We start from the raw sequence: 14,330 nt of genomic DNA, 5'->3' as shown, positions 1-14,330 counted from the left end.
ATGTCTATAAAGCTGGTTATTCTCGGTCTTCTTCTGGAACGGGACATGCATCCCTATGAAATTACGCTCGTCATGAAAGAACGCTCGATGGATCAGATTACCAAGCTCCAGATGGGTTCACTCTACTATGCCGTGGATAAGCTAGCACAAGAAGACCACATTGAAGCTGTAGAAATCATCCGCAGCAGTGATCGGCCGGATAAGACGATCTACAGGATTACGGACAAAGGTAAAGCTTTATTCGAGCAGCTTATTCTGCAGCAGATTAAAAAAAACGAACCGATCTACCACCCACTCTATATGGCGCTGGCGATGTCCCACCATATCGACCAGAGCAAGGTTGAGAAGCTGCTGGAGGAACGCATCCGGGAATCGGAGCATCAAGTCAATCTGGCTTACCAGGTTTATGAGGAGCATATATCCATTGTCCCCCGTTCAGTACTTCATCTTATGTACGGCAGATACGAACACAGTCTCACTGAGCTAAGGTGGCTGAAACGCCTATACGAGGACGTAGCCGCACGCAAGCAGAGTGACATTGGAACACCCCTGCATTTAGAGGCCTAAGGGCCTCTTTTGTTGTTTAATGAGCATGCTAACGCCCCAAAAGTGTACACTATTCTTGGATCTGCCATTTCATATTCACGGAGGGATATTATTGCTGCGAACGTTACCGCTAAACAAGCGTGGAATTCCAGCCAGCCGCCTAGCCTTAGGCTGTATGGGGCTTGGCGGAGGTTGGGATCACGAGCCAATTACCGCTGAGAACATTAAACAAGGACATGAGGCTGTAGATGCTGCTCTGTCTATTGGCATCAATATGTTCGACCATGCCGATATCTATACCCGCGGCAAAGCCGAGAAGGTATTCGGCCAGATCTTTAAAGAGCGTCCGGGACTTCGTGAGGAAATCATTCTTCAATCCAAATGTGGCATTAAGCTAATGGAGCCAGGTGACAGCTCCAATGTGTTCGACTTCTCAGGCGAGCATATTATAAATAGCCTGGACGGTATTTTGTCACGACTGGGAACGGAATATATCGATATTCTGTTGCTGCACCGCCCCGATCCTTTAATGGACCCGGAAGAAGTAGCCGCTGCGCTGCATAAGCTCAAGGCAGCCGGGAAGGTGCGCCATTTCGGCGTCTCCAACATGAGCGCAGCCCAAATCAAGCTGTTGCAGGCATATTGTGATGAACCTTTTATCGTAAACCAGCTTCATATGAGTCTGGCCAAAATTAGCTGGCTCGATGCTGTCTTAAGCGTCAACCGTGAACAATGGAAAGATATCACTTTTCCGGAAGGTACGATTGAGCATTGCCGCATGGAAAATATCCAGCTGCAAGCCTGGGGCCCGCTCGCCCAAGGTGTATTCAGTGGACGAAGTCTTGAAGATCAACCGGAGAGTGTCGTGAACACGGCGGCTATGGTCAAAGGCCTTGCCGAGGAAAAAGGAACGACACCCGAAGCCATCGTCCTATCCTGGCTAATGACCCATCCCGCAGCAATCCAGCCTGTAATCGGGACAGTAAATCCGCAGCGAATTGTGGCTTGTGCCGATGCACCCAAGCTGGAACTCACTCGTAAGGAATGGTACGACCTGTATGTCAGCTCACGTGGTGAGCGGTTGCCCTAAGTGAACAAAACATCAATAGTCCACATGTAACTGGCTTGCGCCTTGCGCAGTCGGTTATTTTTTTGCCATCAGCCTGACGTTCGTTCTTTATTAAGAATTTATTATTTAAAAGCAAGCGATATTAAAAGATATTCGAAGGAAATATCAGCATTTCGTTCTTTATAACGTACAAATGCGCTTAATTGGCATTTTTCTTTTTTTATTATTAAATGTATGATTCCATTACAGGAATCGTTCTTAATAAAGAACGAAAATAACGAATCGATCTGCAAACAAGATATTGAGGGGAGGGATTTCCTCTGAGACCAAGATCAGCAAGACAAAGACCCAGAAGAAAAAAAATCGCTTTAATCACCTTACAATCAGGCATGGCAATTTCCGTCCTATTTCTACTTACATCGCAACAGATTGGCAGTACTTACGGCGATTTTAATGACACTGTCCAAACCAACAACGTTATCGGCCTTTGTGAAGTCTTTCCAGATTCCATTGAACAACTACTCGTTCAGTTCAATGAACACGTGAATAAGGCCGTAACTTTAAAGGCGTCCCTAAAAAACTACATCTCTTCAGATGGCCTCTCTGGTGTTTCAGGCATAGAGGGCATGTCGCTGGAAGAACTTGAAATTGCGGAGCAAGAAGTCTCTAGGCAAATAGCATCCCTACATTCCAATATTGAAATTGTTAACGAGCAATTGGCTGCCAACAATCAAATTTGGAATGAGATCAACACCGAGCTAAATGCCGCCGCCGCTGTATTGGTCCCAATTGGAGGCTATATCAACAATTTGGCGCCTAATTGTCTGGAAATTAGGGAGAAGCAGTTCTTCAATCAACTGCAGAGCAACCTTAGCCAAAACGAAGAGGTGCTGTCTACATCCTTGAAAGCTTCTGTATATGGAATTATCCAATATCTGACTACGATTAACGATATCAACTCCCCTATTTCATATGGAGTTATCGATGCAGTTTACCAGCAGATGGAAGTGTACACAGGAGATCTGCTGCAGCCCTTTCCGTTCCTGGGTACATTAAACCCGCCAGAAGGTAATATTTCCAGTGAATTGATTTCAACTTATGAGAGTTGGAATACAGAAATGAATAGTTTTAGAGATACTGCCACTTCTGGAATCACCAACCTTGAGAATCAACAGCAGCTTATCAGCCAAACCCGCAGTAAGCGGTTTGAAGAAATCGAGGTAGCCCGTTTGGAGGCACTGGAGAAAGCGAAGAAAGAAGAAGAACAGCTGGCACTGGAGAAAAAGCAGCAGCAAGAGGCCGAAGACAAGGCTAAGGCTGAAGAAGAAGCTAAGCTGGCAGAAACAGCTCCGGAAGAAATTAATGAGCCTGAAGAACCTGCCATTGAACCCGTCAATCCGGAAAGTGCCGAAGACCCAACTATTTCGAAGGATAGTCCCGAGGAAGTACAACCTCAGGAGAAGCCATTAACAGATGCTCCAATACCAGAACCAACTGAGGCGCCGGTAGCTCCTTCGGACCCTCAAAATGACAAAGGTGGAGAATAACATGCGAATCAAAAAAATAATCAGCAACACATTATCTACTATTATGTTTCTAGTTTTTTTCCTGCTGGTGGTTGCCGTCGTCTTATCCAAAGCCTCTGGTGGCGAACCTGCCTTCTTCGGATATCAGATCAAAACCGTACTTTCCGGCTCCATGGAACCTGGTATTCAGACCGGCTCTATTGTCGCCTTAAAACCCAACGGTGATATGAACCGCTTCAAGAAGGGCGATGTCATCACTTATATGAACGAAGATAACATTCTGATTACCCACCGCATTGTAGAAGCGACAGTTAATAGCTCTACAGGTGAAGCTACTTATACTACAAAAGGCGATAACAACGATGCTCCTGATCTGACACCTGTCAATTCTGCAAATGTTATTGCCCAATATACCGGAATAACGGTTCCTTATGTGGGCTATGCCATGAATTTCGCGATCTCCAAAGCCGGCAGTGTGCTGCTGATGATCTTACCCGGCTTGCTGCTCCTGATATACGCACTGTTCACATCTTGGAAGGCAGTGGCTGCGTTGGAGAAAAAGAATAATGTAATTACTCCTGCACCACCCGCAACAGATACGCAGCAATAACCGATTGTCCCCTTCCGCTTACGAACCGGAAGATACAATATATGCAGTTTATACAAATAACCTAAAAAAACTGAGGAGGAATTTTGTTATGGGTATCAAAAAAACACTGGGTCTTGGCGTTGCATCGGCGGCATTAGGTTTATCTTTAATCGGCGGGGGTACTTTCGCTTACTTTAGTGACACTACGTCAAGTACGGCAACCTTTGCAGCAGGTACACTGGATCTGAATTCTGATCCTTCCGTTATCGTGGATATCTCCAACCTGAAGCCTGGCGATACAGTGTTGAAGAATTTCAAGCTCAAAAATGATGGAACCCTTGATATTGGCTCTATTCTACTGAAAACCACTACAGAAGTCACGGATACGCTTGGCGACAACAACGGGGTCGACTTGAATAACTTCATTAAGGTTAAATTCCTTAGAAACAACGACAAGGGAACTGTTCTTTCACCAGAAGATGTAGTATACGAAACAACATTGGCTGCTTTAAAGAGCCAAACACCAGATCTCGTGGATAATACTGGATCATTCCTGGATCAACTCTTTACTGAACCTGACGGTATTAAGGCGCACACAGCTGACAGCTTCTCGGTCAAATTCGAATTTGTGAATACTAATGAAGCTCAGAACTATTTCCAACAGGATAAATTGAAATTGACTTGGGAATTTGTAGCAAAACAAGGCCCTAAAAAAGACTATTAATCCAATAACCTACTAGCTTACCTTATAGCAGCCTATTCTGACTCCCCTATGGAGTAGAATAGGCTGCTTTCTAGCACATTATCAACAAACAAGTAATCACAATCGTCTTTGTCCGTTTTACGGAAATTTGTTATACTATTAACAAAAAGTACGGAGGAGCGTTGTATTGTGCCAGATAATATGGGAGGCCGCATTCACCAGCTCCGACTGGAGAAGAATTTATCCTTATCCGAACTTGCGGACAAGGCCGATGTGGCGAAATCATACTTAAGTAATGTTGAGAGAAATATTCAATCCAACCCCTCTATCCAATTCATTGAAAAAATCGCCGATGCGCTTCAGGTTTCTATTCATGCTCTGCTTTATGGCGAGCCAACGGATGCCGAGGATTCCCCTCTAGATTCAGAATGGTTTCGACTGGTGCAGGAAGCTATGGCCTCAGGTATAAGCAAACGGGAATTCAAGGAATTTCTGGATTATCAGAAATGGCGCTTGGATCAGAAGGATTAATGAACCTTGCCTGCTTGAGGTTGCATCTTCCACACTCTGATCATACAGAAAGAAGCACAGCGACGTGTCGCTGTGCTTCTTTCTGTATGTAACATTTGTTTAAATAACTCTACTGCATAACACGTAAAGCCTTTTCATCGAAAAACCGACGAATTTCTTCAGCCTTGATGCCTGCCTTCTTAGCCGTTAGTAACAAATGTACCCATTCCAGATCCAAATCAACTGTCTGCAGTTCTCCGTTTTTCCCCTGGTTGGACTTATCCAAGAAATCTCCTCCTAAGATTTTGCGTCCCCAGGCAGTCCGGCCATCTTAGTATTCCTACCTTAGATCCGAGACTTTGTGCCCCTGCCTTTCAGCAGGTTTACCCTTTACTGGACCCTTTACATGAAAGGATCTGGCTAGAAACTGATTAAGCTGTTATCCGTAACAACATTACGCAATAACATTATATAATAATTCAGAAGAAAAATGTGTCGACTTCTGGATTATTTTTACTGCGAAAACAGAAAATTAAAACTCCTATTTTGACGGAACCCTGTCCTAAAATCAACATTTCGAATATAGAATTGAAAAAGCCTAGATTTGCTGTAGAATTGTTGGATATGAGCGAACCATACCGCTTTGCGAACGGATTGGACGAAAGTATGAATTGATTACACGCGCTGAAAGTAGCACAATAGGATGAGGAATGAAACCGCAATCATCGCAGCTCCGATCAGCGCCGGCACTAAAGTGACCGGATGTGGAGTTCATCCGTTAGGAGGATGTATTCATGGCAGTTAAAGAGCCCTATAACGAATCCATTTGGAGTAAGTATTACGGACCCAATTTGGGCTATATCCAAGAAAAATATGAACAGTTTGCGAATGATCCATTATCTGTTGAAATTAATTACCGCGAGCTTTTTACAATTTCGGGGCCCCCTCCCCTGGCACCTGCCACCGAGCAGGTACCACCGGCGGTTATTTCGGGCGATCCCGCATGGCTAAAAAAAGCAGTCAGAGCCTCCAAGCTAATCGCCAATATTCGTATATATGGCCATATGGCCGCTGATATTGACCCGCTCGAACGTGATCATAATCCTATGGAGAAATGGCTTAATCCTGCGACTTACGAATTAACCCGTGAGGACCTCATGGCATTGCCTGCCACCTTGATCTGGGAAAATGCACCAGCAGATGTTCTTACCGGCTGGGATGCCGTTCACCGGATGCGCCAAGTCTATACGCAAACTATTGCGTATGAATTCGGGCATGTCCACGATGAACGGGAGCTGAGCTGGCTGAATCGGCAAGCGGAGTCGGCAAGCTCGCCGGCACCCCTGAATAGCACCGAACGCAAGGAACTGCTGCGACGCCTTATTCAGGTAGAGCAATTTGAGACCTTCCTGCATAAAACATTCGTCGGCCAGAAACGCTTCAGTCTGGAAGGCAATGATGCGCTTGTTCCGATGCTGGATGAAATTGTCCGTGCAGCGGCGCATGACGGTGCAGAGAATATCCTGATGGGCATGGCCCATCGCGGACGTCTGAGCGTGCTGGCCCATATTTTGGGCAAGCCTTATGATATTATTTTTTCGGAATTCCACCACTCTCCGAACAAAGAACTATTCCCTTCCGAAGGGTCTATGGGGATTAACTATGGCTGGACTGGAGATGTGAAGTATCATCTTGGTGCCGATCGCGCCGTCCGTGAGGGAGAAACGGTCCGGACTCGTCTGACTCTATCGAATAACCCAAGTCATCTGGAATTCGTCAATCCTGTCGTGGAGGGCTTTACCCGCGCAGCTCAGGAAGACCGCAGTACACCAGGACTGCCAAAGCTAGATACGAATAAAGCCATAGCCGTGCTGATGCACGGGGATGCAGCCTTTCCAGGTGAAGGGATTGTCGCCGAAACGTTGAATATTGGCAAGCTGCAGGGTTATAAGAACGGTGGTACGATCCATATTATCGTTAATAACCGGATTGGCTTTACTACGGAAAGCGAGGACTCTAGGTCCACGCATTACGCCAGTGACCTGGCCAAAGGGTATGAAATTCCAATTGTGCATGTCAATGCCGATGATCCGGAAGCCTGTGTAGCTGCTATTCGGCTGGCAGGTGCATATCGCAGCATGTTTAAGAAGGATTTTGTTATTGATCTCATCGGCTACCGCCGTCACGGCCACAATGAAATGGATGATCCAGAAACCACTCAGCCTATCGTTTATGGCAAGGTGCGTAATCACCCTACGGTTTACAAGATATACGCTGATCGGCTGCAGAATGAAAAGATCGTCACCGCTGAAGATGTTCAGAATATGAACATCGCAGCAGAAAGTGTATTACAACAGGCTTATGATAAAATGAAGGAAGGTAAACAGAAGAACGCAGAAGCGAAGACCTCTGTTCCCCTGCCAGTTGATAGTTCAAGCTCAAGTACGCGTTCCACGGCCGTAGCCCTCAACACGCTGCAGCAGATTAACCGAGAATTGTTGAGCGTTCCTGACGGATTCCAAGTCTATCCAAAGCTGGAGCGGATTCTGCAACGCCGCAAGGATTCACTGAACGATGGAGAAAAGGTCGATTGGGCTCTGGCTGAGACTTTGGCGTTCGCGACCATTCTGCGGGATGGCACACCGATTCGTCTGAGCGGTCAAGATTCACAACGCGGCACTTTCGCTCACCGGCATCTGGTGCTGCATGACAGTGAAACAGGAGCGTTATTAACCCCACTGCATCAGCTAAGTGAATCCCGTGCTTCCTTTGGTGTGTACAACAGCCCATTGTCAGAAGCCTCGGTGCTTGGCTATGAGTACGGATATAATGTATTCGCACCCGAAACCTTCGTCATCTGGGAAGCGCAATACGGCGATTTCGCCAATGCTGCGCAGGTCATTATTGACCAGTTCATTGCTGCCGGTCGTGCCAAATGGACACAGCGCAGCAATCTGGTCATCCTGCTGCCCCATGGCTACGAAGGACAGGGTCCAGAGCACTCCAGTGGTAGACTTGAACGCTACTTGCAGTTATCCGCAGAGGAGAACTGGACCGTCGCCAACCTGACTAGCGCAGCCCAATATTTCCATCTGCTGCGCCGTCAAGCAGCGTTATGTGGACAAGGAAATGCCCGGCCGCTGGTTGTTATGACACCGAAGAGTCTTATTCGTAATCCGCGCAGCACATCTTCCGGAACCGAGCTGGCTTTAGGTCAATTCCAGAACGTACTGCCAGAACCGCTTCTTGGCAAGAAGCCCGGCGAGGTGCAACGTGTAGTTGTGTGCAGCGGCAAGGTTGCCGTTGACCTGCAGACCGAACTTGAGGCTTCCAGTAGCCAAGATTGGTCCTGGCTGCATATCCTCCGGCTGGAGCAGCTCTACCCCTTCCCGGAAAAGGAGCTTAATGCACACTTTAGCTCCTTCCACTCCCTACAGGAAATTGTCTGGGTGCAGGAAGAACCAAAGAATATGGGTGCTTGGAGCTATACAGAGCCCCGACTACGGGCTATAGCTCCAGAGAATACAACTGTTCAGTATATTGGCCGTCCGGAACGCTCCAGCCCGGCCAGCGGTTACGCCGATGTTCATGCTTTTGAACAGCGGAGAATTGTTAGAGAAGCCCTAAAATTAAATTCACAAGTGCAAGCGGCTGTGCCGTCCTCTTAAGCAGGACGGTGTCACGATAGCATAAACTATTCTATTTGGGGAGGTAACGGCCTGTGTCAGAAATTAAAGTACCCGATCTGGGTGAGTCCATTTCCGAAGGAACAATCTACAAATGGTTGGTTAAAGAAGGCGATACCGTCGGACAAGGGGATGTACTCGCGGAGCTTGAAACCGACAAGGTCAATCTAGAGATTAGTGCAGAGGAGGAGGGCATCCTCACCTCCATCCTGCGGCAAGCTGGCGAGAACGTAGCCGTCGGCGAAGCGATCGGCATTATCGGCAGTGGCACTGGCGCGGGCAGCAACAGTGCACCGCAGGCCGCTGAGGGCAGTAAGCCTGAAGCGGCACCTGTTAGCAGTGGTGCAGCGGAGATCGTTAGCTCCGCTGTTGCCGCTGCTGCGCCCGAAGGCGCGGGAGCGGACGCTCCTGTGGCCTCGCCGGGCGCACGGAAGCTTGCACGGGAGCGCGGCATCGACCTCGGCGAGGTTAGCGCCCGTGATCCTATTGGCCGGATTGCTCAGGCCGATGTGAATGGACATGGCGCAGCCGGGCCGGTGGCCGCTGCGCCAACCCCTCCGGCGCCGCAAGGCAAGCCGGAGGCTGTGAAGCCCGCTGCGCCTGCGGGCAAAGCGCCGCAGCCGGAAGACGGCAAGGCCGTCGAGCGCAAGCGCATGTCACGTAGACGGCTGACGATCGCCAGCCGTCTGGTGGAAGCGCAGCAGACCGCGGCCATGCTGACCACCTTCAACGAGGTGGATATGACCGCCATCCTCGACATCCGCAAGCGCCGCAAGGATGCTTTCAAAGAGAAGCATGAAGTCGGACTGGGCTTCATGTCCTTTTTCACCAAGGCAGTAATCGGCGCACTCAAAGCTTATCCGATGCTCAATGCCGAGATCGATGGCGAGGATCTCGTGATCAAGAAATACTATGATATCGGCATTGCCGTAGCTGCCAAAGAAGGCTTGGTTGTACCTGTCGTGCGTGACGCAGACCGGCTGAGCTTCCCACAAATCGAACGGCGGATCGGCGAACTCGCCACCAAGGCCCGGGCCAATACGCTCAGCCTCCCTGAAATCCAAGGCGGCACGTTCACGATCACGAACGGTGGTGTCTTCGGTTCTCTTTTATCGACACCCATCCTAAATACACCGCAGGTCGGCATTCTGGGTATGCATAAGATTCAGCTACGTCCAATTGCTCTCGATGAAGAGAGAATGGCCAACCGCCCGATGATGTATATTGCCCTTTCCTACGATCACCGGATCGTTGACGGCTCCGAAGCGGTAAGCTTCCTCGTCAAAGTGAAGGAACTGCTGGAAGATCCGGAAGCGCTGCTGCTGGAAGGCTAAAGTAGCCGCAGACATAAATAATAAAAATCAGCTTTATCCCAGGAGACCCTAACCGGTCTCCTTTTCACTTTTCTATTTATTCTCCAGACGAATAAATAGAAATAGCCCCGACACAATTCCCACTGTGTCGGGGCTTACTTTAGTCAATACATAACCTTCATTCATAACTATTAGGGTGCTGTAATTTCACCCGTTGTTACCGTATAGCTTGCTGGTGCCACATAATTTGCTGCATCTGCTCCTGATAGGGTGTATACCACAGTTATCATTTTGTTTGTGCCTATGGTTGCATCATTATAGGTTGCCATTGCGCTTACTGTTACATCATCCCCCTGAACCACTCCAACCAATGAACCTGCTGTCACAACTGCTGCTAAAGATCCATCATATCTTTTAGAGAGTGTTAATACCGGAGGGGTAATTTTTAACTGTAATGCTGTTATCATACCAGTACTTACTGTATAGCTAATGGGTGCATTATAATTTCCTGCATCCACTCCTGATAGTGTGTACTCTATGGTAATCGTCTTGTTTGTTCCTACTTCTATATCATTATAATGTGCTGTAATATTTACGGTTACGTCATCTCCATCGATGATTCCAGATACTTCGCCTAATGTCACAGCTGCAATGTCTGTTCCGTCATACACTTTGGATCTGGTTATCTGGTCTCTATCAATTTCACCCGTTGTTACTGTGTAGTTTACTGGTGCAATATAATTTGCTGCATCTGCTCCACTCAGTGTATAAACTACTGTTATTGTTTTATTTGTACCTATTACCGCTGTATCATAATTTGCCACTGCACTCACTGTGACATCTTCCCCGCTAACAACTCCACTTAATAGACCTGCTGTTACGGCTGCTGTTGTAGTTCCATCCTTCATCTTTGCAAGTGTTAATACAGGATCTCCAATAGTTGATTGTGCTACCGTAATGACTCCCGTATTTATTGTATAGTTTGTTGGGGCTTTATAGCTTGCTGCATCTGCTCCGCTAAGTGTATAGACCACTGTTATTGTTTTCCCTGTGCCAAGTGCTGCATTATTGTAGGAGGCCACTGCAGTTACGGTTACTACATCTCCACTAACAACTCCAATTAATGCATTCGCAGTTACATTTGCTGCTGTAGTTCCATCATACATTTTGGTTATTGTCAGCGAGCTTGGAACATCAGTGGTTAACTGTAATCCATTGACTTCTATATCTGCTGAAGCTGCTGAAATATTATTGGAGGAATCTACTGCATACACAACATAAGTGCCTGCTGGCATTCCTGTCGTATTAATAGCTGAGTATACCGCTGCTGTTACTGCTATCTTTTTGCTTAATGAAGCATTAACAGAATCATTTAAGTTTGTCATCGTATTCATTGTTGTGGAAGGAACAACATACAAATATCCACCTTCACTACTTGTACCATAGACATTATCTCCAACGGTTATTGGACCCCCCGTTACACTTGATAATATAGGAGCTGTTGTATCATTATTACCTCCGTCAGTAGGTATTGGATCTGAGGTTGGCACTGGCACTGGCGTTGGCGTTGGCGTTGGTGGAGAACTTGAAGCAGGAACAGCTGTACCTTCTACTTTATCCAGTAGTTTTAAGGGAGGGATCTCAAAAGTGGTTCCCGCTTTAGCGACAGAGCTTAATATTGCTGTTTCAATAGTACCTGTTCCTGTCAGCTTAGCTACAGCATCCAAAACAAGGTTGACAATCTTTGCCTCAGCCCCTAAATTGAGCGTTAGTCCCGTTGCCGTGGACTCCACATGAAATGCTTTAATACTGCCTTCAAGGATATCAACCTGAATATGATCCGCTTTAATGTTTACCTGATCAAAGAACCCAATTAAAGTAACCTTTGAGCCAGCAGATAAATCTTCAGCCAGTGTGATCTGACTTATCCCTACTCCTGTAGCTTCTTTTCTTTGGATGATAGCTGGTGAATGGACGCTAATCTCGCTAAGTGTTGTGGAACCTTCTAATACGATACGAACGATAGCTTCATTTTCCTTGTCGACCCTAAGAATAGTTAAAGTCGTATTGTTGAAATGGATTGAATTCTCTCCTCCAGCTTCAACCTTCGTTACTCCCTTTACCGTTACATTATTAAGAGTTGCGTCCCCACTGCCAATTCCAGTAGCAAATAGTATATCCCCTTCTATAATCAAGTTCTGCAAAATCACTCCTGCTGTGTTAATCACAACATCACCTTTGATCGTTTCTGTACCTGTTGTAGGACCATAGGTTCCGGCGTTGTTAAAATTGTTCGATGTAGCTGGAATAGCTCGGCTTAATGAAACTATCGCTTCAGCTCGAGTAATAGATTTGTTAGGCTTGAAGCTATTGTCTTCTGCGTAGCCCTTCATAATCCCCTTAGCTAGAGCTGAATCAACCGAACCTCTAGCCCATGAGGCAATGGAGCCCGAATCTGTAAAAGAAACTGTTGTGTTCCCTGATGGAGCCACGCCCAATAATCGACCAATGATTACTGCGACTTCTTGTCTGCTAATCTGCTTGTTTGCCCCAAATGTTCCATCTGCATAGCCATTTATATAGCCTGCTTTTTCAGCTTTGGCAACTTCAGCATAAGCCCAATTCGAAGAAGAGATATCCGTGTATGAAATCGTCCCGATTTCGGTAAATCCAAAGGAGCGGTTAATCAAAGCAATAAATTCCGCTCTAGTAATGGTGTTATTGGGTCTAAAGCTGCCATCCTCGTAGCCTTGAATGAATCCTTTGTCGATCCATGCAGACATTTCTCCTTCTGCCCAGTGCCCTTTTATATCGGACGTTGTCGATACCGTGGCACCAAAAGCTACACCAAACGAGGAAAATATCATAATTACTGTTAATAGAGTGGCTACATATTTCTTGAAAGAATTCATCTTCAAATTCATTCCTCCTAATGTCTATTTTATAGGTACTGTTAACTATTGTTAACTACTTCCATCTCATAACTATATAATACTTTATTTCAAATTGAATCTAACTAAAGTTTAGTTTTTTGAAATAAAGATTTGAAAGTCCTAAATTTCATTGCTTGACTTTGAGTACACTCCAAGTAGTAAATTCAATGCAGGTTTCCCCCATATTAGAAATCATGAAGAGGAGTAACAACAATGAAATCAGCCAAAACAGTATTGATTACAGGTGCAAATAAAGGGATTGGTTACGAGACCGCGCGGCAGCTTGGGGCTTTAGGATATATAATCTTGATTGGATCGCGAAATGAGGAAAAAGGCCAGAAGGCTATAGCGGCATTAAAAAAAGAAGGCGTCAATGCCCACTTTATTCAGCTCGACCTGGCAGACCAAGCTACTATTGAAGCTGCCGCCAAACAAATTGAACAGCAGTTCTCCAGTCTGGACATACTAGTGAACAATGCCGGAATATCACTTGGCGCTGGCATTACCCCCAGCCAGTTTAAGCTTTCTGATCTGAGGGAGACATATGAGACGAACTTTTTCGGCACGATTGCTGTTATTCAAGCCATGCTGCCCCTGCTCCAGCAATCTCCAGCTGCTAGAATCGTCAATCTATCGAGCGGTCTTGGCTCATTAACCTATAATAGTGACCCTGAACACGAATTTTCCCGCTTTAACTTACTCGCCTATAACAGCTCCAAAACAGCATTGAACGCGGCAACGATTATATTTGCCAAAGAATTCAAAGATTCGCCACTCAAAATCAATGCTGCAGATCCCGGCTATACAGCCACCGGCTTAAATGGGTTTAGAGGCCTCCGCTCAGTTCAGCAAGCGGCGGGAATTGTCATTCGCCTCGCCACATTAGAGGAAGATGGACCGACAGGAGGATTTTTTGATGAGAATGGCGAAGTGCCTTGGTAACAGCTACACCTAAGGAGGACGATATCATGCAGGAAATTCCGGAGATCATAACCTCTATTAAACAGGCCGCAGAACTAACGGGGTTATCGGAAGATACCATTCGTTATTATGAACGGGTCGGACTCCTGCCTTATGCTGAACGAAAAGCAAATGGGCACAGGCATTATACTAGACACCAGATCCAAGGCATTCTTTTCATCCTGCGGTTAAAGGCAACAGGCATGACTATAGAGGAAATGAAACGTTACCTTAAGCTTTCTGAGCAAGGCATGACTGCTCTACCCCAAAGATACTCCCTACTCGAAGCGCATCATGACCACATTGGGCGTGAAATCGCTAAATTACAGGAAACCCAGAGGATCATTGAATATAAGCTAAAGAACTTTCGCGTGCTTACTGAAGATCCCGATTTGAGCGACCCAGAAAAGCACTTAACCCAAGGTGCTCCTCTTTCGGGTTTTTCCACTGATTAAGATCCATCATTCAAGGGTAATTTATTAAGATGTGCATCAA

At 46.4% G+C, this 14,330-nt stretch carries 12 protein-coding genes and 1 riboswitch; of the genes, 10 read left to right on the top strand and 2 right to left on the bottom strand.

Translation table 11 applies throughout. The features are described from left to right. The 6 genes from GJB61_RS20285 (at position 1) to GJB61_RS20260 (ending at position 4,964) form a co-directional block, all read left to right on the top strand. Positions 1-567, top strand: coding sequence for a PadR family transcriptional regulator (locus tag GJB61_RS20285; protein WP_154120850.1), 567 nt, complete (start codon positions 1-3; stop codon positions 565-567). A gap of 91 nt (positions 568-658) precedes the next feature. Then, positions 659-1,636, top strand: a complete 978-nt coding sequence (locus GJB61_RS20280) for an aldo/keto reductase (protein WP_420819761.1) — start codon at positions 659-661, stop codon at positions 1,634-1,636. 368 nt (positions 1,637-2,004) lie between these two features. Then, the gene (locus tag GJB61_RS20275) at positions 2,005-3,162 is read left to right on the top strand and encodes a hypothetical protein (protein WP_154120848.1); all 1,158 of its coding nucleotides are present in this window, start codon (positions 2,005-2,007) and stop codon (positions 3,160-3,162) included. A gap of 1 nt (position 3,163) precedes the next feature. Next, the gene (gene sipW / locus GJB61_RS20270; protein WP_154120847.1) at positions 3,164-3,751 is read left to right on the top strand and encodes a signal peptidase I SipW; all 588 of its coding nucleotides are present in this window, start codon (positions 3,164-3,166) and stop codon (positions 3,749-3,751) included. Positions 3,752-3,839: 88 nt separating this feature from the next. Then, positions 3,840-4,454: a TasA family protein gene (locus tag GJB61_RS20265; RefSeq protein WP_154120846.1), complete on the top strand. Its 615-nt coding sequence runs from the start codon at positions 3,840-3,842 to the stop codon at positions 4,452-4,454. Between the two features lie 180 nt (positions 4,455-4,634). After that, positions 4,635-4,964, top strand: a complete 330-nt coding sequence (locus tag GJB61_RS20260; RefSeq protein ID WP_154120950.1) for a helix-turn-helix domain-containing protein — start codon at positions 4,635-4,637, stop codon at positions 4,962-4,964. A gap of 109 nt (positions 4,965-5,073) precedes the next feature. Here the strand turns inward: GJB61_RS20260 and GJB61_RS20255 are convergent, their stop codons facing one another. Further along, entirely contained in the window at positions 5,074-5,229 is a 156-nt protein-coding gene (locus GJB61_RS20255; RefSeq protein ID WP_229522110.1) for an anti-repressor SinI family protein, read from the bottom strand. A 27-nt stretch (positions 5,230-5,256) separates the two neighbouring features. Then, a riboswitch (cyclic di-GMP riboswitch) is annotated at positions 5,257-5,341 on the bottom strand. A gap of 396 nt (positions 5,342-5,737) precedes the next feature. On the opposite strand from GJB61_RS20255, the gene GJB61_RS20250 reads away from it, so the two are divergent. Continuing rightward, the gene (locus GJB61_RS20250; RefSeq protein ID WP_154120845.1) at positions 5,738-8,611 is read left to right on the top strand and encodes a 2-oxoglutarate dehydrogenase E1 component; all 2,874 of its coding nucleotides are present in this window, start codon (positions 5,738-5,740) and stop codon (positions 8,609-8,611) included. 53 nt (positions 8,612-8,664) lie between these two features. After that, a complete protein-coding gene (gene odhB, locus GJB61_RS20245; protein ID WP_338115981.1) occupies positions 8,665-9,963 on the top strand; it encodes a 2-oxoglutarate dehydrogenase complex dihydrolipoyllysine-residue succinyltransferase in 1,299 nt (432 codons plus the stop codon). Positions 9,964-10,133: 170 nt separating this feature from the next. On the opposite strand, the gene GJB61_RS20240 is transcribed toward odhB, so the two are convergent. Beyond that, positions 10,134-12,854, bottom strand: a complete 2,721-nt coding sequence (locus tag GJB61_RS20240) for a YDG domain-containing protein (RefSeq protein WP_229522131.1) — start codon at positions 12,852-12,854, stop codon at positions 10,134-10,136. Between the two features lie 234 nt (positions 12,855-13,088). Between GJB61_RS20240 and GJB61_RS20235 the strand changes: the two genes are divergently transcribed. Beyond that, positions 13,089-13,817, top strand: coding sequence for an SDR family oxidoreductase (locus GJB61_RS20235; protein WP_154120843.1), 729 nt, complete (start codon positions 13,089-13,091; stop codon positions 13,815-13,817). Between the two features lie 26 nt (positions 13,818-13,843). Continuing rightward, entirely contained in the window at positions 13,844-14,290 is a 447-nt protein-coding gene (locus GJB61_RS20230; protein WP_154120842.1) for a MerR family transcriptional regulator, read from the top strand. Positions 14,291-14,330: the final 40 nt, after the last annotated feature.

This window comes from Paenibacillus monticola, from assembly GCF_009664975.1.
Lineage (GTDB): Bacteria > Bacillota > Bacilli > Paenibacillales > Paenibacillaceae > Paenibacillus_AQ > Paenibacillus_AQ monticola.
This window is presented reverse-complemented; position numbering and strand designations above follow the sequence as displayed.